Origin of the sequence: Kitasatospora humi (assembly GCF_020907985.1) — a bacterium.
GTDB lineage: Bacteria > Actinomycetota > Actinomycetes > Streptomycetales > Streptomycetaceae > Kitasatospora > Kitasatospora humi.
Genome location: NZ_JAJJPA010000023.1, coordinates 1 through 19,798, shown reverse-complemented (window position 1 = coordinate 19,798; position 19,798 = coordinate 1). Strand labels below are relative to the sequence as shown.

At 71.0% G+C, this 19,798-nt stretch carries 19 protein-coding genes; 10 read left to right on the top strand and 9 right to left on the bottom strand.

Features of this window, described 5'->3' with window-relative positions; all coding sequences use genetic code 11:
- Window positions 1-70: 70 nt before the first annotated feature.
- Window positions 71-2,290: a catalase/peroxidase HPI gene (gene katG / locus LN042_RS21525; RefSeq protein ID WP_230052926.1), complete on the top strand. Its 2,220-nt coding sequence runs from the start codon at window positions 71-73 to the stop codon at window positions 2,288-2,290.
- A 63-nt stretch (window positions 2,291-2,353) separates the two neighbouring features.
- On the opposite strand, the gene LN042_RS21520 is transcribed toward katG, so the two are convergent.
- The 5 genes from LN042_RS21520 to LN042_RS21500 form a co-directional block, all read right to left on the bottom strand.
- Window positions 2,354-2,704 carry a hypothetical protein gene (locus tag LN042_RS21520; protein ID WP_230052925.1) on the bottom strand — a complete coding sequence of 117 codons (351 nt, stop codon included), beginning with the start codon at window positions 2,702-2,704 and terminating at the stop codon, window positions 2,354-2,356.
- Window positions 2,701-3,186, bottom strand: coding sequence for a prevent-host-death family protein (locus tag LN042_RS21515; protein ID WP_230052924.1), 486 nt, complete (start codon window positions 3,184-3,186; stop codon window positions 2,701-2,703). Before LN042_RS21515 ends, LN042_RS21520 begins: the two co-directional genes overlap by 4 nt.
- Window positions 3,187-3,259: 73 nt before the next feature.
- On the bottom strand, window positions 3,260-4,030 hold the full coding sequence (locus LN042_RS21510) for a histidine phosphatase family protein (protein WP_230052923.1): 771 nt from the start codon (window positions 4,028-4,030) through the stop codon (window positions 3,260-3,262).
- Between the two features lie 207 nt (window positions 4,031-4,237).
- Window positions 4,238-5,851, bottom strand: a complete 1,614-nt coding sequence (mctP, locus tag LN042_RS21505; RefSeq protein ID WP_230052922.1) for a monocarboxylate uptake permease MctP — start codon at window positions 5,849-5,851, stop codon at window positions 4,238-4,240.
- Window positions 5,848-6,138, bottom strand: coding sequence for a DUF3311 domain-containing protein (locus LN042_RS21500; protein WP_230052921.1), 291 nt, complete (start codon window positions 6,136-6,138; stop codon window positions 5,848-5,850). The genes mctP and LN042_RS21500 overlap by 4 nt, the downstream gene beginning before the upstream one ends.
- Window positions 6,139-6,385: 247 nt before the next feature.
- Between LN042_RS21500 and LN042_RS21495 the strand changes: the two genes are divergently transcribed.
- Together LN042_RS21495 and LN042_RS21490 are read left to right on the top strand one after the other, a co-directional pair.
- The gene (locus LN042_RS21495; RefSeq protein WP_230052920.1) at window positions 6,386-6,916 is read left to right on the top strand and encodes an ArsR/SmtB family transcription factor; all 531 of its coding nucleotides are present in this window, start codon (window positions 6,386-6,388) and stop codon (window positions 6,914-6,916) included.
- Complete coding sequence (locus LN042_RS21490; protein ID WP_308191845.1) at window positions 6,913-8,196, top strand: MFS transporter; 1,284 nt, start codon at window positions 6,913-6,915, stop codon at window positions 8,194-8,196. Before LN042_RS21495 ends, LN042_RS21490 begins: the two co-directional genes overlap by 4 nt.
- A gap of 166 nt (window positions 8,197-8,362) precedes the next feature.
- Here LN042_RS21490 and LN042_RS21485 read toward each other — a convergent pair whose 3' ends face one another.
- On the bottom strand, window positions 8,363-8,923 hold the full coding sequence (locus tag LN042_RS21485; RefSeq protein WP_230052919.1) for a Uma2 family endonuclease: 561 nt from the start codon (window positions 8,921-8,923) through the stop codon (window positions 8,363-8,365).
- Between the two features lie 258 nt (window positions 8,924-9,181).
- Between LN042_RS21485 and LN042_RS21480 the strand changes: the two genes are divergently transcribed.
- The gene (locus LN042_RS21480; RefSeq protein ID WP_230052918.1) at window positions 9,182-9,703 is read left to right on the top strand and encodes a DUF2231 domain-containing protein; all 522 of its coding nucleotides are present in this window, start codon (window positions 9,182-9,184) and stop codon (window positions 9,701-9,703) included.
- A gap of 77 nt (window positions 9,704-9,780) precedes the next feature.
- Here the strand turns inward: LN042_RS21480 and LN042_RS21475 are convergent, their stop codons facing one another.
- Window positions 9,781-10,575: a GntR family transcriptional regulator gene (locus LN042_RS21475; protein ID WP_230052917.1), complete on the bottom strand. Its 795-nt coding sequence runs from the start codon at window positions 10,573-10,575 to the stop codon at window positions 9,781-9,783.
- Window positions 10,576-10,908: 333 nt separating this feature from the next.
- Here LN042_RS21475 and LN042_RS21470 point away from each other — a divergent pair, with 333 nt between their 5' ends.
- The 5 genes from LN042_RS21470 (at window position 10,909) to LN042_RS21450 (ending at window position 17,297) form a co-directional block, all read left to right on the top strand.
- Entirely contained in the window at window positions 10,909-12,174 is a 1,266-nt protein-coding gene (locus LN042_RS21470; protein WP_230052916.1) for an extracellular solute-binding protein, read from the top strand.
- A 100-nt stretch (window positions 12,175-12,274) separates the two neighbouring features.
- On the top strand, window positions 12,275-13,258 hold the full coding sequence (locus tag LN042_RS21465) for a carbohydrate ABC transporter permease (RefSeq protein WP_230052915.1): 984 nt from the start codon (window positions 12,275-12,277) through the stop codon (window positions 13,256-13,258).
- Window positions 13,255-14,094 (top strand): carbohydrate ABC transporter permease, encoded by an 840-nt coding sequence (locus LN042_RS21460; RefSeq protein ID WP_230052914.1) that lies wholly within the window; start codon window positions 13,255-13,257, stop codon window positions 14,092-14,094. The genes LN042_RS21465 and LN042_RS21460 overlap by 4 nt, the downstream gene beginning before the upstream one ends.
- Window positions 14,095-14,097: 3 nt before the next feature.
- Window positions 14,098-15,666 (top strand): glycoside hydrolase family 3 protein, encoded by a 1,569-nt coding sequence (locus LN042_RS21455; protein WP_230052913.1) that lies wholly within the window; start codon window positions 14,098-14,100, stop codon window positions 15,664-15,666.
- Window positions 15,667-15,779: 113 nt separating this feature from the next.
- Window positions 15,780-17,297, top strand: a complete 1,518-nt coding sequence (locus LN042_RS21450) for a sensor histidine kinase (protein ID WP_230052912.1) — start codon at window positions 15,780-15,782, stop codon at window positions 17,295-17,297.
- Window positions 17,298-17,682: 385 nt separating this feature from the next.
- Here the strand turns inward: LN042_RS21450 and LN042_RS21445 are convergent, their stop codons facing one another.
- Both LN042_RS21445 and LN042_RS21440 read right to left on the bottom strand, forming a co-directional pair.
- On the bottom strand, window positions 17,683-17,934 hold the full coding sequence (locus tag LN042_RS21445) for a WhiB family transcriptional regulator (protein ID WP_014138019.1): 252 nt from the start codon (window positions 17,932-17,934) through the stop codon (window positions 17,683-17,685).
- 377 nt (window positions 17,935-18,311) lie between these two features.
- A complete protein-coding gene (locus tag LN042_RS21440) occupies window positions 18,312-19,283 on the bottom strand; it encodes a diacylglycerol/lipid kinase family protein (RefSeq protein WP_230052911.1) in 972 nt (323 codons plus the stop codon).
- Between the two features lie 51 nt (window positions 19,284-19,334).
- Here LN042_RS21440 and LN042_RS21435 point away from each other — a divergent pair, with 51 nt between their 5' ends.
- Window positions 19,335-19,763, top strand: coding sequence for a hypothetical protein (locus tag LN042_RS21435; RefSeq protein ID WP_230052910.1), 429 nt, complete (start codon window positions 19,335-19,337; stop codon window positions 19,761-19,763).
- Window positions 19,764-19,798: the final 35 nt, after the last annotated feature.

Sequence of the window (19,798 nt, the reverse complement as noted above, 5' to 3'; positions counted from 1 at the left end):
GAGACACACCGGTCAAGAGACGCAGCACTTTCAAGACATACCCGCATCCGCCTGGTCCGGAAGGATTCCGATGTCTGAGAACCACGACGCCGTAGCGAAGGCTGAGGGCACGGGTGGCTGCCCGGTCGTGCACGGGCGCGCCCCGCACCCCACGCAAGGTGGCGGCAACCGCCAGTGGTGGCCCGAACAGCTCAACCTGAAGATCCTCGCCAAGAACCCGGCCGAGGCGAACCCGCTGGGTGCGGAGTTCGACTACGCCGAGGCGTTCAAGGCCCTCGACCTGCCCGCGGTGAAGCGGGACATCGCCGAGGTCCTCACCACCTCCCGGGACTTCTGGCCGGCCGACTACGGCAACTACGGCCCGCTGATCATCCGGATGGCCTGGCACAGCGCGGGCACCTACCGGATCAGCGACGGCCGCGGCGGCGCCGGTGCCGGTCAGCAGCGGTTCGCCCCGCTCAACAGCTGGCCGGACAACGCCAGCCTCGACAAGGCCCGCCGGGTGCTCTGGCCGATCAAGAAGAAGTACGGCCGCAGCCTCTCCTGGGCCGACCTGATGGTCCTCGCCGGCAACGTGGCCCTGGAGGAGATGGGCTTCACGACGTTCGGCTACGGCGGCGGCCGCGAGGACGTCTGGGAGCCGGAGGAGGACGTCTACTGGGGCCCCGAGACCACCTGGCTCGGCGACGAGCGCTACACCGGCGACCGCGAGCTGGAGAACCCGCTCGGTGCCGTCCAGATGGGCCTGATCTACGTCAACCCGGAGGGCCCCAACGGCAACCCGGACCCGCTGGCCGCGGCCCGCGACATCCGTGAGACCTTCCGCCGGATGGCGATGAACGACGAGGAGACCGTCGCGCTGATCGCCGGCGGCCACACCTTCGGCAAGACCCACGGCGCCGGCCCCGCCGACCTGGTCGGCGCACCCCCCGAGGGCGCGCCGCTGGAGCAGCAGGGCCTCGGCTGGAAGAGCGGCTTCGGCACCGGCAAGGGCGGCGACGCCATCACCAGCGGCCTCGAGGGAGCCTGGACCCCGACTCCGACCGCCTGGGACAACAGCTTCTTCGAGACCCTGTTCGGCTACGAGTGGGAGCTCACCAAGAGCCCCGCCGGCGCCTTCCAGTGGAAGCCGAAGAACGGCGCGGCCTCGGACGCCGTCCCCGACGCCCACGACCCGGCGAAGCGCCACGCGCCGATGATGCTCACCACCGACCTGTCGCTGCGCCTGGACCCGGTCTACGAGCCGATCTCGCGCCGCTTCCTGGAGAACCCCGACCAGTTCGCGGACGCCTTCGCCCGCGCCTGGTTCAAGCTGACCCACCGCGACATGGGCCCGGTCACCCGCTACCTCGGCCCCGAGGTCCCCAGCGAGACGCTGATCTGGCAGGACCCGGTCCCGGCCGTCGACCACGAGCTGGTCGGCGATGCGGAGGTCGCCGCCCTCAAGGAGCGGATCCTCGCCTCCGGCCTGACGGTCGCCGAGCTGGTCGCCACCGCCTGGGCCTCCGCCTCCACCTTCCGCGGCAGCGACAAGCGCGGCGGCGCCAACGGTGCCCGGATCCGCCTGGAGCCGCAGCGCGGCTGGGAGGTCAACGAGCCCGACCGCCTCGCCACCGTGCTGCGCACCCTGGAGGGCATCCAGAGCGCGTTCAACGCGGAGCAGAGCGGCAAGCGGATCTCGCTCGCCGACCTGATCGTGCTCGCCGGCGGTGCCGGCGTCGAGAAGGCGGCCAAGGACGCCGGCTTCGACGTCCGGGTGCCGTTCCACCCGGGCCGCACGGACGCCACCCAGGAGCTGACCGACGTCGAGTCGTTCGCCGCCCTGGAGCCCACCTACGACGGCTTCCGCAACTACGTGGGCAAGGGCAACCGCCTCCCCGCCGAGTACCTGCTGCTGGACAAGGCCAACCTGCTGACGCTGACCGCCCCCGAGATGACCGTCCTGGTCGGTGGCCTGCGCGTGCTCGGCGCCAACCACCAGCAGTCCGCCCACGGCGTCTTCACCGCCAACCCGGGGACGCTGACCAATGACTTCTTCGTCAACCTGCTCGACCTGGGCACGGAGTGGTCGGCGACCTCCGAGGACGCCACCACCTTCGAGGGCCGGGACTCGGTGACCGGCGAGGTCAAGTGGACGGGCACCCGTACCGACCTGGTCTTCGGCTCCAACTCCGAGCTCCGCGCCGTCGCCGAGGTCTACGCGAGCGACGACGCCAAGGCGAAGTTCGTCAACGACTTCGTCGCGGCCTGGGCCAAGGTGATGGACCTGGACCGGTTCGACCTGGACTGAGCCCGGTGACCCGAGGGCGCCCCGGCCGGCCACGGCCGCCCGGGGCGCCCTCGGCGGTGACGGCTACTCGGTGTCCTTCGGGTGACGAGGGGATGCATACACCATGATCACGGTCGACGTCTCCCAGCTGACCAGGTAGCGGACACGGCCACCGCTGGTGATCTCGTACTCCCACTGCTCAAGTGCGGAGCCCTTCCAGTCGCGGGTGGCATGCCTTCCGCGAAGCTGGTGCTGACGGCTCCAGTTGGACCGGGACGCCGGGTCCTCACGGAGCGCGTCCAGGCACCGGTGGGCGTTGGGCAGGGCCACCCTGCACAACTCCTCCCAGCCGGTGACGGCCTCCGTCGTCCCGAAGATGACGTTCCAACCGCTCAGTGGTGGAACGCTGACCCGGTCACCCTTCTTCGGGCTCATTCGTGCACCTCGACCGGCCCCAGGTTGCCGTCATCGAGCGGGCGCCGCGCGTCCCTGAGTTGCTCGGGGTCGGCGTTGATGCGAGCGGTCGCGCGCCAGGAGACGATCGCACGGTGGACCGCGTCCCTCGCGCCCAGCTCGGCGGCGTCGGACAACGCCTCCAGGAGTTCCACGGTGAACTCGCGGACCTCCTCGTCATCGAGGTGCCGCGCCCACGGAAACACCTCGGGGAGGGCGAGCAGCAGCGACCGGGCGCCGTCGTCCTGTTTCATCAAGGCCAGAAAGAGCCGGGACGCGGTCGTCAGGTTTTCTTCCGTGCGCTCCGCCCGAGTCGCCGTGGTGAGCACCATGTCCGGCGAATCCCGGTGCGTGACACGCAAGCTCCCCAGTGCTGCGGCTCTGGCAGCGACAGCCTTGGGGTTCCGGGAGAGGTCGGTGAAGGAGACGGCCTCCGACTCGGAAGCCAAGTGTGCGATGCTCATACGCAGACTGTACTCAGACCGTAGTCTGATTGCCATCCTTCATCCCTGCGAGGCCCGGATCACGGATCGTCAATCAGGACGACCCTTTCGACCCGCCTGCCGCCAGGTGCCCCACGTCGTTCCACAGCTCGCCGCGCAGCCGCCCCTGCCCGGCCCGCCACAGGCTGGCGGAGCAGTTCCGCACCGGCTCCAGCGCCACCAGCTGCGCCTCGGTCAACTGCTCCAGCACGTAGCGCAGCATCAGCACCACGTTGTCGTGCGCGACCAGCAGCACCGGGCGGCCGCACTCCGCCGCGCAGACGTCCCGCAGGCAGTCGCGCACCCGCAGGGCGACGTCCGACCAGCTCTCGCCGCCGGGCGGGCGGTAGTAGAGCTCGCCCATCTTGCGGCGGCGGGCGGCCTCCTCGGGGTGGTGCTTGGAGATGGCGGCCTGGGTGAGCATCTCCAGGACGCCGAGCTCGCGGTCGCGCAGCCGTTCGTCGTACCGGACCGGGAGGCCGACCGGCACCGAGCCCAGGCCGGCCGCCTGCGCGACGGCGATCCGGGCGGTCTCGACGGCCCGCACGTAGGGCGAGCACCAGACGACGCGCGGGCGGTCGGCGGGCGGCAGTTCGGCCCACCAGCGGCCGAGCGCCTGGGCCTGGGCCTGGCCGAGCATGGAGAGCGGGATGTCGGCGTCCCGGCAGCTGATCGGCACGCTGAGCGCGCCGGTGGTGTCGGCGAGCTGGAACTCCACGTTGGCCGTGGACTGGCCGTGCCGGGTGGCGATCAGCACGGACGGCAGCGGGACGGCCGCCCGGTCCTGGCACGGGTGGCCGTTGAGGATGGTGCTCAGCTCGGGCATGGGCGGTGCTCCCCGTCGGGTTCGGCGACGTCGCCGCGACGGACGCCGACGACGTCATGTTCAGAATGCGCAGAAAACCGGACGACGTACAGACGGCTGTCGGGCTCGGACTGGTCACAAAGCCGGACGGCGTACATATGATCGCGCCGCCACCTCCTCAGTGTTGAGGGCGGTGGCGGCGCGATCACAGGGCGCGCGTCGGGGCGCTTAGTGCGCCGCGGCCGGTTGGGGCGCGTCCGCGAGCTCGGGGTCGCCCGCCTCCGCGCTGTAGTCCGCCGGGTCGGTCTCGTCCGTGCCGTCCGGGGTGCCGACCGCCTTGAGCACCAGCGTGAGCACCACGGCGATCGCCAGGTTGAGCACGAAGGCGGTCAGGCCGATGTAGCCGATCTCGCCGATCACCGGGATCCTGGCGGTGCTGCCGCCGAAGTGGTGGGTGGCGGCGGAGGAGATGCCGTAGGCCTTCCAGGTGCCGTAGAGCATGCCGACCGCCCAGCCGGCCAGCAGCGCCCAGCGGTGGAACCAGCGGGTGAAGAGTCCGGCGACGACGGAGACGCAGGTCTGCAGGATCCAGATGCCGCCGAGCAGCTGCATGTTGATCGCCAGCTGCTTGTCCATGCCCAGCACGAAGACCAGCGCACCCACCTTGACCAGCAGCGAGACGTACTTGGCGACCTTCGTCTCCTGTTCGGGGGTGGCGGCGGGGCGGATGAACTCCTTGTAGATGTTGCGGGTGAACAGGTTGGCCGCGGCGATCGACATGATGGCGGCCGGCACCAGCGCGCCGATCCCGATCGCGGCGAACGCGACGCCGGTGAACCAGCTCGGGAACAGCTTGGCGAACAGCTCCGGCACGGCCAGCTGCGGGTTGGACTTGCCCACGCCGGCCGCGATGGCGAGGAAGCCGAGCAGTGCCAGCAGGCCCAGCATCAGCGAGTAGGCGGGCAGGATCGCCATGTTGCGGCGCACCGTGTTGCGCGATTTGGCGGCCAGCACGCCGGTGACGGTGTGCGGGTACATGAACAGCGCCAGCGAGGAGCCGAGCGCCAGGGTGGCGTACGACCACTGCGCCTTGGGCCCGGTCACCAGGGCGCCGATCGGCTGCCCGTGCTTCTTGGTGCTGAACTTCTGCGCGGCCGCGTCGAAGATGTGGCCGTAGCCGCCCAGTCGCATCGGCAGGTAGATCACCGCGACGATGATCACGATGTAGACCAGGGTGTCCTTGACGAACGCGATCAGCGCCGGCGCCCGCAGGCCCGAGGAGTAGGTGTAGGCGGCCAGCACGGCGAAGGCGACGAAGAGCGGCAGGTCCTTGACGAACCAGTTGGAGTGCGCCCCGCCGCCCACGCCCAGGGTGTCCAGCACCGCCTGGATGCCGACCAGTTGGAGCGCGATGTACGGCATGGTGGCGAGGATGCCGGTGAGGGCCACGGCGAGCGCCAGCCCGCGCGAACCGTACCGCCCGCGCACGAAGTCGGCGGGGGTGACGTAGCCGCGCGCCCGCGCCACCGACCAGAGCCGGGGCAGGAAGAGGAAGACCAGCGGGTAGGCGATGATCGTGTACGGCACGGCGAAGAAGCCGCTCGCACCGGTGCCGTAGACCGAGGCGGGCACCGCGATGAAGGTGTACGCGGTGTAGAGGTCGCCGCCGAGCAGGAACCAGGTGATCCAGGTGCCGAAGCTGCGCCCGCCCAGGCCCCATTCGTGCAGGTCGAGGGCGTTCTCGGCGCGCCGCCACCGGGCGGAGAGGAAGCCCACCGCGGTGACCAGCAGGAAGAAGAGCACGAACACCACCAGGGCGACCGTGTTCACGCCGTGCGTCATCGTGGCTCACCGCCCCCGCGAACGGCGGCGGCCTTGCGCTGCTTGGCGTCGTGGTTGAGCAGCAGGTAGGCGGAGCCGGTGAAGAGCGCGGAGACCGGGATCCAGAGGATCTGGTACCAGTAGAAGAACGGCACCCCGCCGAGCGCGGGCGTCATCCGGCTGTACGAGGAGACCCAGAGCAGGGCGACGACCGGCACGGCCAGGGCGATCCCGGCGAGCACGCGGGCCGGCGTGACCACGGGCAGCGCGCCCGGGGGTGCTGATGGAACGTCAGGATCGGTGGACATTCGCGACTCCGGCGGATGGCAGGGGATCCCAGCAGCGCCGCAGCGCTCAACGCGCCCGCCGAGCAGCACCGTTGGTGATCGACTGTGGACTGCACGGGAATGTATGGCACTCCATGCCCCGGTGTCACGGGAGAAAACAAGGAATCTCGCGGAGCGAGCCGCATCCGGGCGGCTGCGTCGAGTCGGCAGGGTGGCGTTCCGATCAGGGGATTGACGAATGGTCAAGAAACGTTGACCATTGTGGCTCATGACTGACGACGATCCCTCCGCGGTTCCCGGCGAGGGCACCCTCCACCTCTCCACCGACGAGCAACTGCGTGCCATCAACAACGTGGTGCGCCACCGGATCCTCGGTGTGCTGCGGGACGGGCCCGCGACCATCACCCAGCTGGCCGAGAAGCTGGGACTGGCCAAGGGCAGCTCCAGCTACCACGTGCGGCTGCTGGAGAGGGCGGGGCTGGTCGAGGTGGTGAACACCCGCAAGGTGCGCGGGGTCACCGAGCGGTACTACGCCCGCACCTCGCGCGGCCTCTCACTGCCCGACCCCGCGCCGGGCGAACCGGACATCGTGATGCGGCACGGCCTCGCCGACCTGGAGGCCGCTCCGCCCGGGCCGCGCACCGCGCGACTGCAGCACGTACGGGTCAGCGAGGCGGTCTTCGAGGAGTTCTGCCGCCGACTCGACGCCCTCAGCGCCGAATTGAGCGCAGCCGCCGACCCCGGTGAGCCCGCTGCCGAACTGATGGTCGCCTTCTTCCGCCCTGAGGACCACAAGTGACTGACATCCAACTCACACCTGACGTCGTCGCCACGCCCGGCGTTCCCGCCGCCCGGCCGAAGCTGCCCGCCGCCTTCCACCGCCTGTGGGCCGCCAGCGCCGTCTCCTCCCTCGGCGACGGCGTCTACCTGGCCGCCCTGCCGCTGCTCGCCGCCACCCTGACCCACGACCCGATGGCCCTCGGCCTGGTCAGCTCGGCCGCACTGCTGCCCTGGCTCTTCTTCGGGCTGATCGGCGGTGCGCTGGTGGACCGCTGGGACCGGCGCCGCACCATGTGGGTCACCGACCTGCTGCGCGCGGTGCTGCTCGCGATACCCGCGCTGGCCGCCGTGCTGCACCTGCTCAGCATCCAGCTGCTGGTGGGGATCGCCTTGCTGCTGGGGGTCGGGCAGATCTTCTTCGACTCGGCCGGCTCCGCGTACCTGCCGCAACTGCTCGGTCGTGACCTCGAGTTGCTGGAGCAGGCGAACAGCCGCCAGATGGGCGCCCGCACCGTGGCCGCCGACTTCGCCGGTCCGCCGGCCGGCAGTGCGCTGTTCGCGCTGGCCGGCTCGCTGCCGTTCGGGCTGGACGCGCTGTCCTTCCTGGCCAGCTCGCTGCTGATCCGCACCCTGCCCGTCCAGCCGCCGGCGGAGCGGAAGCCCCAGGGGCCGTCGCTCTGGGCGGAAGCCAAGGCGGGCGCGGTGTTCCTGTTCAAGGACAAGGTGCTGCTGGGCCTGGCGTTGCGGCCGGCCATCGGCAACGTGGCCTTCGTGGGGGCGGACGCCGTGCTGGTGCTCTTCGCCCGCCAGATGCTGCACCTGGGCGACTTCGCCTACGGCGTGCTGCTGGCCGCCCAGGCGGTCGGCGGCCTGGCCGGTGCCGCGCTGGCCGGCCGTCTCGGCAGGCTGCTCGGCACCGGGGGCGCGCTGACCGCCACCGCCCTGCTGGAAGCCGTCGCGCTGGGCGGGGTGGGGCTGAGCGGCGACCCGTACCTGGCGGGCCTCGCACTGGCCCTCCTCGGCGCGGCTATGGCGGCCACCATGGTGCTGGCGCCCTCCGTCTCGCAGGCCCTGATCCCGCTCGAGCTGGCCGGCCGGGTCGGCGCCAGCCGCCGCCTGCTCGCCATCGGCGCCGCCCCGATCGGTGCCCTGATCGGCGGTGGGCTGGCGAACGGGTTCGGCCTCCGTGCGCCGTTCCTGGTGGGCGGGCTGCTGCTGGCCTCCACGGCGCTGTTCTCGGTCACCCTCACCAGCAACAAGCGCATCGAGGCGGCGCTGGCTGCGGCGGCGGGGGAGTAGCGGGCGGTCGGGGGCCCGGCGGGTCACTGCGCGAACGCATGGTTCCGTCACCTCGGCGCACGTCGCGGTCCACCCGGTCGGCCGGCGCGCGGGCCCGTCAACGCGCCGATGGAGCTTGGTGGTTCGCCATCCAGGTGGCCGGCCTCGGGGCGGGTGTGGTTCGGCGTCAGTAGACCGGAAAGTCGGCGGTGTCGACTTCCCACTTGCCGACCTGGACGGTCTCCCCGAAGGCGAACTCCCGCCGGGTGCTGTAGCGGCGGCCTTCCGGGGTCTGGTGGGGGGCGGAGAGGAGGAGTCCGGTGCCGGTGCGCGGGTCGACGATCAGGTAGTAGGGCACTTCCATCGTCGGGTAGTCCCGCATCTTGCCCTCGTAGTCGTTCTCCGGGTTCGACTTGGAGACGACCTCCACCACCGCCACCACCTCGCGGGGATGCACCGCCTCGCCCGACTCGAGGGCCCTCTCGGGAAAGACCATGACGTCGGGGCGGCGCTTGACGCCGGATTCCGGGTCCTCGATGTCCGCCCCTCCGTGGGCGATGAGGCCGGTGCCCGAGCGCTCCAGCTGGCGGTCCAGGCGCTTGGCGAGGCGGTAGACGATGAGCTCGTGGAGATTGGCGGGGCTCATCATCATGATGATCTCGTCACCGCTGATCTCGGTCGCCCAGACGTCTTCCGGCGCATGAGCCATGAGCTCGTCCGCGATCGCTCGCATCCGGGCGTAGTCCACTTACGACCTCCTGTCAGCCGTCGAGCGCTGCCCGTCCAGGCTATCGGTCCGGCTCGGCCGCTTGTGACCTTGCTGATGTGGTCGGGACGGGAAGTGGCCGGGAGGCGCGAAGCCGCCGATGCGCGGCGGTCGGGGCGGAGCGACGCCGTCCCGGGGGCCCGGGCGCGGGGGACACGCGGATCGCCCGGGGCCGGGTTGCCTCGCCCCGGTGACCGGCGGAGGCTGGAGGTAGGCCGTGATCTCCCCGAGGGAGGCCCCATGTACAGCAAGGCCACTGTGGCGGGCCATCCGGTCCACCCCATGCTCGTCGCCTATCCGGTGGCCGCCTACACCGGCACCCTGGTGGGCTTCGCCGTGTACGCCTCGAACGGACAGCAGTTCTGGCTCAACTTCGCGATCGCCATGAACATCGCCGGGGTCGGCGGCGCGCTGCTGGCCGCGCTGCCGGGCTTCGCCGACCTGTTCCTGGGCGTCCCGCGCTCGTCGAGCGCCATGGCCGTCGGGCGGGTCCACGCGGGCGTCAACGTCCTGGCCCTGGTGCTGTTCGCGATCAGCCTCGGCCTGTACGCCAACCACTGGAGCGGCCCGCCGCGCAGCGCCACGCCGGGTCTCGCGCTCAGCTCCGCCGGCGTGCTGTGCACGGTCGCTGCCGGCTTCCTGGGCTGGACCCTGGTGCAGGACTACCACATCGGCGTCCGGCTCACCCGTGACCAGGTGCGCGACGAGGACACGGTCCAGCACCTGCGGCCGCTGCGCATCCACCACGACAAGGCCGCCTGAGCCCACGTCACCGGATCCCCTGAGTCCACGTCACGGATCCCCGGAGTCCGCGGACTCCGGGGATCCGTGACGTCGGCTCAGTTCGGCCGCTGCAGCCGGGTGATGAACTTGTAGCGGTCGCCGCGGTAGATCGAGCGGACCCACTCCACCGGCGCGCCCTCGGCGTCGAAGGAATGCCGGGAGAGCTGCAGCATCGGCAGGCCGACGTCCGAGCCGAGCAGGCCGGCCTCCCGCGGACTCGCCAGCGTGGTCTCGATGGTCTCCTCGGCCTCGGCCACCACCACGCCGTACACCTCGCGCAGCGCGGCGTACAGCGAGTCGTGCTTGACCAGGTTGCGCCGCAGCGCCGGGAACCGCTTGGCCGACAGGTGCGCGACCTCGATCGCCATCGGGTCGCCGTTGGCCAGTCGCAGCCGCTCGATCCGCAGCACCCGGCCGCCGGGGCGGATGTCCAGCAGCGGCGCCAACCGGTCGTCCGCGGTGATGTAGCCGACCTCGATCAGCCGGGAGGTCGGCTCCAGGCCCTGGGCCCGCATGTCCTCGGTGTAGGAGGTCAGCTGGAGCGCCTGGGCCACCTTCGGCTTGGCCACGAAGGTGCCCTTGCCCTGGATCCGCTCCAGCCGGCCCTCGACCACCAGCTCCTGCAACGCCTGCCGCACGGTGGTGCGGGAGGTGTCGAACTGCGCGGCCAGCGCCCGCTCCGGCGGCACCGGCGTGCCGGCCGGCTGGGTCTCGGTGAGCTGGAGCAGGTGGCGCTTCAGCCCGTAGTACTTGGGCACGCGCGCTGCCGCGGGCTCGCCCCCGTTGCCGGCCTGCGCGGGCAAACCCCCCGCCTCGGGGAGCTGGGCCGTGGTGCCCCCGTCGCTGCTCATGAGCCGCTTCTCCGCTTCTCGCGGGGTCCGTTCCGACCCCACTACCTCGTTAACGGCACACATCGTTGCACGTATGCCAGGGCGGCGGGGACCTCATCGCACGATGAACGGTGCGCGGTGTCGGCTTGGTAACGGCTCGTCCGGAATGCTCGTGCAGCCGTTGACACGTCCAATTGGTCTAGGCCAAGCTCCAGGCATCTGGTCTACACCACTGCAGGCCGGCTCATGAATCCCTGCCCATCACACGGGTGCGCGACGCCGCTTTCGACTGGTTCGGGGGGCTATGTCGTCGGCCGCCGATGGGGGCAACCGGGCATCCCTCAGGAGGATGGCGTGAAGCGTCAGCTCATCGCGGCGGTCGGCGTCGCGGCAATGGTCGTCGGTGTGGCGGCTTGCGGTTCCTCGGCCGGGACGGACAGCACCGCGGGCGGCTCGGGCGACTACAAGGGCAAGACCCTGACGGTCTGGCTGATGGACGGTTCGGCGCCGCAGGCCTGGCAGGACGGCATCAAGGCCGACTTCGAGTCCCAGTACCCGGGCGCCAAGCTCGACATCCAGATCCAGAAGTGGGACGGCATCGGCCAGAAGGTCACCACCGCGCTCTCCGAGGGCTCGGTGGACGTCCTGGAGATCGGCAACACCCAGACCGCGGGTTATGCGGCCACCGGCGGGCTGGCCGACCTGACCCCGTTCAAGGCGGACCTGGGCGGCAACGACTGGCCGGCCAACCTGAACGCCTCGGCGGTGCAGGACGGCAAGCAGTACGCCGCCCCCTGGTACTTCGCCAACCGGGTGGTCATCTACAACAAGGCGCTCTGGACGAAGGCCGGCATCAGCGGCACCCCGAAGACCCTGGACGAGTACTACGCGGACCTCGACAAGCTGAAGGCCGCCGGCGTGCAGGACCCGGTCTACCTGCCCGGCGAGGAGTGGTACACCTACTTCGGCCTGGTGGCCGGCAACGGCGGCGGGCTCGCCAAGCAGGACGGCTCCAAGTGGGTCGGCAACCTGGAGTCACCGGAGGCCAAGGACGCCTTCGCCACCTTCCGGAAGCTGCAGGGCTACTCCACCGCCCCCAAGGACAAGGACGAGGCGACCCCGCAGCAGTCCACCCTCTTCCCCAAGGGCACCATCGGCTCGATGATCGGCCTCGGCTGGGAGGCGCCGGCGCCCAAGGACATGCCGGCCGACCAGGTGGGCTTCTTCCCGCTGCCCGGCAAGACCGCCGACAAGCCGTCCAGCGTCTTCCTCGGCGGCTCCAACCTGGCGATCGCCCAGGCGAGCAAGAAGCAGGCCCTGGCCAGGGACTTCCTGAAGATCGCGCTCTCCGACAAGTACGAGGGCCAGATGGCCGCCGCCGGCGACGTCCCCAACAAGACCTCGCTGGACTCGCTGGCCTCCACCGACGTGGCCAAGGCCGTGGTCCAGGCCTCCGCCAACGGCGCCACCACGCCGAACATCGCGAGCTGGGCCAACGTCGAGAACGACCCGAACCCCATCAAGGGCTTCCTGGCGGCCGTCCTGCAGGGCGCGGACTACGACAGCACCGCCAAGAAGTACGACGACGAGATCACCAAGCGTCTCGGCCAGAGCCAGTAAGACCCCGGCGGCGTGCGCCCACCGGCCCGCGAGGCGGCCGGTGGCACCGCCGCCCTGTGCGCGGCCGCCCCCAGGGCCCGGCGCGAGGAAGAGAGAACCGATGGCTGTTCAGTCGGAACCGGCGCGGGTCACGGCCCCGGGGCCGGGGACCGGCGGTGACGCCCCCGAGGGGCCGGCACCGGTCGCCGGCCGCGGCCCGCTCAGCCGCACCGCTCCTTACCTGCTGCTGCTCCCGGCGGTCGCGGCGACGCTGGTGCTGCTCGTCTGGCCGTTGACCGAGACGTTGCTGCTGTCGTTCCAGAACCTGAACAAGCGCCAGCTGATCCTGCACCTGACCGAGTGGAACGGCCTGGACAACTACCGGGCCCAGCTGACCAGCGGCGAGTTCTGGCACACCGCCGGCCGGTCGGTGGCCTTCACCGCGGTCAACGTGGTGCTGATCATGGCCGGGGGCACCCTGGTCGGCCTGCTGCTGAACCGGCTGGGCGGCACGATGCGGCTGCTGCTCTCGATCGGCCTGATCCTGGCCTGGGCGATGCCGTTCGTGGCCAGCACCACGGTCTACACCTGGCTCTTCGACTCCCGCTACGGCGTGGTCGACTGGTTCCTGGACCAGCTCGGATGGCACGGCATGGCCACCTACGACTGGTACGGCTCCCAGCTCTCGACCTTCTTCGTGATCGTGCTGCTGATCGTCTGGGGCTCGATCCCGTTCGTGGCCTTCAACACCTACGCCGGCCTGACGACCATTCCGAAGGAGCTGTACGAGGCGGCCCGGATGGACGGCGCGGGAGCGACCAAGGTCTTCACCCAGGTGATCTTCCCGAGCCTGCGGCCGTTCTTCCTCGCCACGACCTTCCTGGAGGTCATCTGGGTGTTCAAGTGCTTCACCCAGGTCTTCGCGATCAATGCCGGCGGCCCCGAGCGGCTCACCGAGACGCTCCCGGTCTACGCCTTCGTCGAGGGCATCGGCAACCAGCACTACGGCACCGGCGCGGCGATCGCCGTGCTCACCATCGTGATGCTGGGCGGGCTGATGACGTACTACTTCCGGATCGTCCTCAGGCAGGAGGAGGAGTTGTGAGGCGCTCCGTCCTGGGCCGCGGCTGGCCCAACGCCGTCGCGGTCGTCCTCTTCGTGTTCTTCGCGTTCCCGGTCTACTGGATGGTCACCACGGCCTTCAAGCAGGACCGCGACATCATCAGCAGGACCCCCGTCTTCCTGCCGCTGCACGGCACCCTGGAGCACTTCTCCCGGGCCACCGGCGCCGACCGGTTCTGGACCATGGTGGGCAACAGCCTCACCGTGACGCTGGCCGCCGTGGCGGGCTCGCTGCTGATCGCCACCCTGGCCGCGTTCGCGGTCACCCGGATGAGGTTCAGGGGACGCAAGGCCTTCGTCCTGGTGATCATGATGGCCCAGATGGCGCCCTGGGAGGTCATGACGATCTCGATCTACATGATCGTCCGCGACGACGGCATGCTGAACAGCCTGGTGCCGCTGACCGCCTTCTACCTGATGATGGTGCTGCCCTTCACCATCTGGACGCTGCGCGGCTTCATGGCCGCGGTGCCGAAGGAACTGGAGGAGTCCGCCATGGTGGACGGCTGCACCCGCCCGCAGGCCTTCGTGCGGATCATCTTCCCGCTGCTCGCCCCCGGCCTGATGTCCACCTCGCTCTTCGGCTTCATCACCGCGTGGAACGAACTCCCCCTGGTCCTGGTGCTGAACAAGGCCACCGGTCCGGGCACCGCGCAGACCCTGCCGCTCTGGCTCACCTCGTTCCAGACCACCTTCGGCGACGACTGGGGCGCCACCATGGCGGCCGCCACGCTCTTCGCCGTCCCGGTCCTGATCATCTTCCTGATCTTCCAGCGCAAGGCCGTCGGCGGTCTCACCGACGGCGCAGTGAAGGGCTGACCGTTGAGCATCCTCATCCCGAGCGTCCCGGACAGCGACCAGTTGCACCGCGACGCGCTCACCGTCCTGCAGCCCGGGTTCGAGGGCCGCACCGCGCCCGCCTGGGTGCACCGGCACATCGCCGCCGGCCTGGGCTCGGTCGCCCTGTTCGGGCGCAACGTCACCGACCACGCGCAGCTGGCCGCGCTCACCGCCGGGTTGCGACGGGAGAACCCGGAGCTGCTGATCGCGATCGACGAGGAGGGCGGCGACGTCACCCGGTTGGAGGTCGGCTCCGGCTCCTCCTGGCCGGGCAACCTGGCGCTCGGCGCGGTCGACGACCCGGCGCTGACCCGGGAGGTGGCGCACGAGCTGGGCCGGGCCCTGGCCGAATGCGGCATCAACTTCAACTGGGCGCCGACCGCCGACGTCAACTCCAATCCGGGCAACCCGGTCATCGGGGTGCGCTCGTTCGGCGCCGATCCGCAGCTGTGCGCCCGGCACACCGCCGCCTGGGTGGCCGGGCTGCAGTCGGCGGGGGTCGCCGCCTGCGCCAAGCACTTCCCCGGCCACGGCGACACCAACGTGGACTCGCACCGCGGGCTGCCGCTGATCGACGTGGCCGAGGAGCTGCTGCGCTCCCGCGACCTGCCGCCGTTCCGGGCGGCGGTGGAGGCCGGCGTCAAGGCGCTGATGACCGCGCACATCATGGTCCCTGCGCTCGACCCGGACCACCCGGCCACCCTGAGCAAGGCGGTGCTCGGCGGGCTGCTGCGGGCCCCGGAGAGCGAGGGCGGGCTCGGTTACCGGGGGCTGATCGTCACGGACGCGGTCGAGATGGGCGCCATCGCCGACCGGTACGGCGTCGTGGAGGGCGCGGTGCTGGCGCTGGTGGCGGGCGCCGACGCGATCTGCGTCGGCGGCGGGCTGTGCGACGAGGAGACCGTGCTGCGACTGCGCGACGCCGTCGTGGCGGCGGTCCGGGAGGGCCGGCTGTCCCGGGAGCGGCTGGCCGACGCGGCCGGCCGGGTGCGGGCGCTGGGCGACTGGGCGCGGCGGAGCCGTTCGGAGTCGGCGGCCCGGGCCGCCCTGGTCGAGCCGGACCTGTCGATCGGGCTGCGGGCGGCCCGCCGGGCCCTCAAGGTGACCGCCGATCCCGCACGGCCCTTCGAGCCGGTGACCGACCGCCCGTTCGTCGCCTCGTTCTCGCCGGAGTCCAATATTGCGGTCGGCGACGACACGCCGTGGGGCGTGGCCGGGATGCTGGCCGAGCGGTTCCCCGGCACCCGCACCCGCGCCGTCGGCCCGGAGCAGGCGGGCGCGGACCGGCTGGACGCGCTGGTGGCCGAGCTGCTGGCCGGGGCGGCGGGCCGGCGGCTGGTGCTCGTGGTCCGCGACGTGCACCGGCACGACTGGATGTCAGCGGCACTGCGCCTGCTGCTGAACGCCCGGCCGGACGCGCTGGTGGTGGAGATGGGGGTGCCGCAGGCCGAACCGGTCGGGGCGCTGCACATCGCCACCCACGGCGCGGCCCGCGCCTGCGGACTGGCCGCCGTGGAGGTGCTCACCGGCCGGCCGTCGGTCCGTCGCTGAACCCCTGCGGGCCCCGGACCGGGGGCCGCAGGGGCCGGGCAGCACTACCGGAACTGGTCTGGAACCAACTGCCGTGACCTCGGCCGCGCCCGGGTTTGGCTACCCTCGGCGGTGTGCCCTCGCTGAACGAACTCGTCCGCCGCCACACCACCCTCACCGGTGCCGATGTGGAGTGGCTCCACCTGCTGGTGTCGGAGTGGCAGCTGCTTTCCGACCTCTCCTTCGCCGACCTGGTGCTCTGGATCCCCACCTGGGACGGCATCCGCTACGTCTCGGTGGCCCAGATGCGGCCCAACACCGGTCCCACCTCCTACCAGGACGACATGGTCGGCCACTTGGTCCCGCGCGGCCGCCGCCCGCTGCTGGACGCCGCCTTCGACGAGGGGCGGATCGTCCGGGAGGGCGACCCGGAGTGGCGCGAGGAGGTGCCGGTCCGCGTGGAGTCGATCCCGGTCCGCCGGGAGGGCAGGGTGCTCGGAGTGATCGCCCGCAACACCAACCTGCTCACCGTGCGCACCCCGAGCCGACTGGAACTCACCTATCTGCAGAGCGCCTCCGACCTGGCACAGATGATCGCCGCCGGCAGCTTCCCGTACCCCGGCGAGCAGGTGGACATGGACGCCGCCCCGCGGGTCGGGGACGGGCTGATCCGGCTGGACGCGGACGGCATCGTCACCTACGCCAGCCCCAATGCGCTCTCCGCCTACCACCGCCTGGGCCTGACCACCGATCTGGTGGGCGGTCACCTGGGCCGCACCACGGCCGAGTTGGCGCCGCCCTCGCGGGGCGCGGTGCACGAGGCACTGGTCAAGCTGGCCAGCGGCTGGGCGCCCCGGCAGGCCGAGGTGGAGGCCCAGGGCGGCGTGGTGACGCTGCGGGCGATCCCGCTGAAGCCCAAGGGAACGCACACCGGTTCGCTTGTGCTCTGCCGCGACGTCACCGAACTGCGGCGCCGCGACCGGGAGCTGATGACCAAGGACGCCACCATCCGGGAGATCCACCACCGGGTGAAGAACAACCTGCAGACGGTCGCCGCGCTGCTGCGCCTGCAGTCCCGTCGGCTCGGCGACGACTCGGCCCGGGCCGCGCTGGACGAGGCGGTGCGCCGGGTCGGCTCGATCGCCATCGTGCACGAGACGCTCTCGCAGAACCTGGACGAGCAGGTCGCCTTCGACGAGATCGCCGACCGGGTGCTGGCCATGGTGATGGAGCTGTCCCAGGACGGCCAGGTCACCGCCAAGCGCACCGGCAGCTTCGGCATCCTCTCCGCCGAGGTGGCCACGCCGCTGGCGATGGTGCTGACCGAGCTGCTGCAGAACGCCCTGGAGCACGCGTTCGGCGGCCGGGCCGGCGGCACGGTCTCGGTGAGCGCGCTGCGCGGGCGGGCGCCGGCCGGTGGCAAGGGCCGGTCGGACGGCTGGACCCAGGGGGCCAGGCCGGACGAGTACTTGATGATCACCGTGCAGGACGACGGCCGCGGCGTGCCGGAGGGCTTCGATCCGCAGCAGGCGGGCAACCTGGGCCTGCAGATCGTGCGGACCCTGGCCACCGGGGAGCTGGGCGGCACCTTCGACATGGTGGCCGCGCCGGGCGGCGGCACCCGGGTGGTGCTGGAGATCCCGGTCCGCTAGCCCTGGAGCGGCAGACCCCTCGGCACGGCGGGTGGGAGACGGAGAAACGAGGCCCCGCCGACCGGGGGGGAGGGTCGGCGGGGCCTCTCAACCCGTTCCGGCCGTCGGGGGGAGTCGGCCGGAACGGGGGCTCTTTGGGTGTGACGCCCAGCTCTATCGCTTACGGTGAGCGTCGCAGGTCCACACTATTGCTCTGCGTGAGCAGTGGCAAGTAGCCGGACCGGGGTGAGTCGCAGTCGGGGCGGTCCGCACCGGCAGTGCTGCCAGGGCGCGGTTGCTCCTGCGGAAGGCTTCGACGAAGTCGCGGCCGAAGCCTGTGATCATGTGTTGATCGGTACTGCCGAACTGCTGGTCCTCACGGAGCGATCGACTGTGTCGCGATCGCTCAGGCGGTGCGGGCGCGGTTGCGGGCGGCGCGGCGCTTCATCGCACGACGCTCGTCCTCGCTCATGCCGCCCCAGACGCCGGCGTCCTGGCCGGTCTCGAGCGCCCACTGCAGGCACTGCTCCATGACGGGGCAGCGGCGGCAGACGGCCTTGGCTTCCTCGATCTGCAGCAGAGCAGGACCGGTGTTCCCGATCGGGAAGAACAGCTCCGGGTCCTCTTCGCGGCAGACAGCGCGGTGGCGCCAGTCCATGGTCGTCCAACTCCTCCTGCCGGTGGACGGGGGCCCACCAGCACTATCGAAACGTCTTGTGAATGTGAACGCTTTCACGAATCCCGCAACGGCAATAGGGCCCTACGGCCTCTACGGCCTGGCGTCTGTGCTGAGGGGGTTCGGGCGAATCCCGCGATCACGAGCCGGAAGCCGAGTCGGATCAGCGGGGGGTCGCTTCGCAGTCCCGCTGCGTCGCGTCCCGATCGCCATGTAGAGGTTCGCAAACCTCAGGCTCGGATACAACCCCCTTCGAGGAGGAATTTTTGATTCTTCGGTGTCGCCTACCTCACAGGCGGTACTTCTATGGGGTGAAGGGGGCTCGAACGTTCGAGAACAAGGGTAGGGGACCCTTCTGGTCACACAATCACACGCAGTGCCCGTCGTACGCCTGTGAAACTGACGCGGCTCCTGTCTCCAAGGTGGTCCCCATCGACCTGAAACGGGACCGGTTCCTGTGAAACCAAGGTGAAGTGCCGGACGTCGTGGTAGGAGACGACGTGTTTCCCGGTCGGCCCCGGCGGCCTGCCCGACTGTTCCGAAGGTGTGTGCGGGCGCAGAATCTGACGGATCGTCCGAGCGGTTCCGAACGCTGTCATTCGAGTGATGCCGAAGACGTCAAGGTCGGTTTCGAAGGAGGCGGAAGGCGAGGGCAGCACCGGGCGGTTGCCGAGGAACGTCCACGGCGAGGTGTTCGAGACTATCGACATCACCAGTCCGGATTGCGGTGCCCGGCCCGGGATTTCCAGCGTGACCGGGCCGTTTTTGCGATGTTCGCGCTCGGTCACGTAGTGCCGGAGCGCTTCGCGCACGTACAGCGCGTGCGTGGACCGGCGACCCGACCGGCGCTGCTCCTCCACCCGGCCGACCACGCCCGCGTCGAAGCCCAGCCCGGCGGTGAAGGTGAACCAGCGGTCCGGCAGCCCGTCGGTCATCGCCTTGCCCAACGAGATCGCCCGCTGCCGGCCGTTGTCCAGCGCGTCCAGCAGCACGCCGGTGGCGTCCACCGGGTCGTTGGGCAGCCCGAGCGCCCGGGCGAAGACGTTGGTGCTGCCGCCCGGCACCACCGCCAGCCGCGGCAGCTTCTCGCTCGGGCCGTGCGCCAGCAGCCCGTTGACCACCTCGTTGACCGTGCCGTCACCGCCGAGCGCCACCACCAGGTCCACCGTGCCGTTCGCGGCGGCGGACCGGGCCAGGTCCCGGGCGTGGCCGCGGTAGCCGGTGACCGCGACCTCCAGCTTGAGCTCGCTGCGCAGCGCATGGGTGAGGACATCCCTGGTTCGGCCACTGGTGGTGGTGGCCTTCGGGTTCACGACCAGGAGCGCTCGCATGGGCATCAGCCTACGGCTCGGTCGGAGCGGCCCGGCGGTTACCCTGCTTCAGTGACCGCAGAAACCACCGCTCCCGCCGCGTCCCCCGCGCGCCCCGCCTCGCTGCTGGCCGGGGTGGCTCTGACCGTCGCCGAGGGCGCCGCACTGGTGCTCTCGGGCGCCTACATCATCGTTGCCGCGCTGGTCGAGACCACCCGCAACCAGGGGCTCGCCGAGTACGGCGGGGTGGTGATCCTGCTGCTCGGCGTGCTGCCGCTGCTGGCGGGGCGGGCGCTGCTGCGGCTGCGCCGCTGGGGCCGCTCCCCGGCGGTGCTGATCCACACCCTCTGCCTGCCGGTGGCCTGGTTCATGTGGGGGGCCGGCGGCGTGATGGCGGCGATCGGGGTGGTGGTCGGCCTGGCCGGCCTGGCCGGGCTGGTGCTGCTGCTCAACCCCAAGGTCACCGCGGCGCTGTACCGGACGGCGGGCGCGGAGAGCTGATTGAACGTCAGCGGTTGACGCACAACCGGGGCGCG

Excerpts from the sequence above, each read along its gene's own strand:
- LN042_RS21480 (WP_230052918.1), top strand. The coding sequence starts at position 9,182 with ATGTACAGCAAGGCCACTGTGGCGGGCCATCCGGTCCACCCCATGCTC.
- LN042_RS21510 (WP_230052923.1), bottom strand. The coding sequence starts at position 4,030 with ATGCCCGAGCTGAGCACCATCCTCAACGGCCACCCGTGCCAGGACCGG.
- katG (WP_230052926.1), top strand. The coding sequence starts at position 71 with ATGTCTGAGAACCACGACGCCGTAGCGAAGGCTGAGGGCACGGGTGGC.
- LN042_RS21445 (WP_014138019.1), bottom strand. The coding sequence starts at position 17,934 with ATGGACTGGCGCCACCGCGCTGTCTGCCGCGAAGAGGACCCGGAGCTG.
- LN042_RS21465 (WP_230052915.1), top strand. The coding sequence starts at position 12,275 with ATGGCTGTTCAGTCGGAACCGGCGCGGGTCACGGCCCCGGGGCCGGGG.
- LN042_RS21495 (WP_230052920.1), top strand. The coding sequence starts at position 6,386 with ATGACTGACGACGATCCCTCCGCGGTTCCCGGCGAGGGCACCCTCCAC.
- LN042_RS21440 (WP_230052911.1), bottom strand. The coding sequence starts at position 19,283 with ATGCGAGCGCTCCTGGTCGTGAACCCGAAGGCCACCACCACCAGTGGC.
- LN042_RS21475 (WP_230052917.1), bottom strand. The coding sequence starts at position 10,575 with ATGAGCAGCGACGGGGGCACCACGGCCCAGCTCCCCGAGGCGGGGGGT.
- mctP (WP_230052922.1), bottom strand. The coding sequence starts at position 5,851 with ATGACGCACGGCGTGAACACGGTCGCCCTGGTGGTGTTCGTGCTCTTC.
- LN042_RS21520 (WP_230052925.1), bottom strand. The coding sequence starts at position 2,704 with ATGAGCCCGAAGAAGGGTGACCGGGTCAGCGTTCCACCACTGAGCGGT.
- LN042_RS21515 (WP_230052924.1), bottom strand. The coding sequence starts at position 3,186 with ATGAGCATCGCACACTTGGCTTCCGAGTCGGAGGCCGTCTCCTTCACC.
- LN042_RS21500 (WP_230052921.1), bottom strand. The coding sequence starts at position 6,138 with ATGTCCACCGATCCTGACGTTCCATCAGCACCCCCGGGCGCGCTGCCC.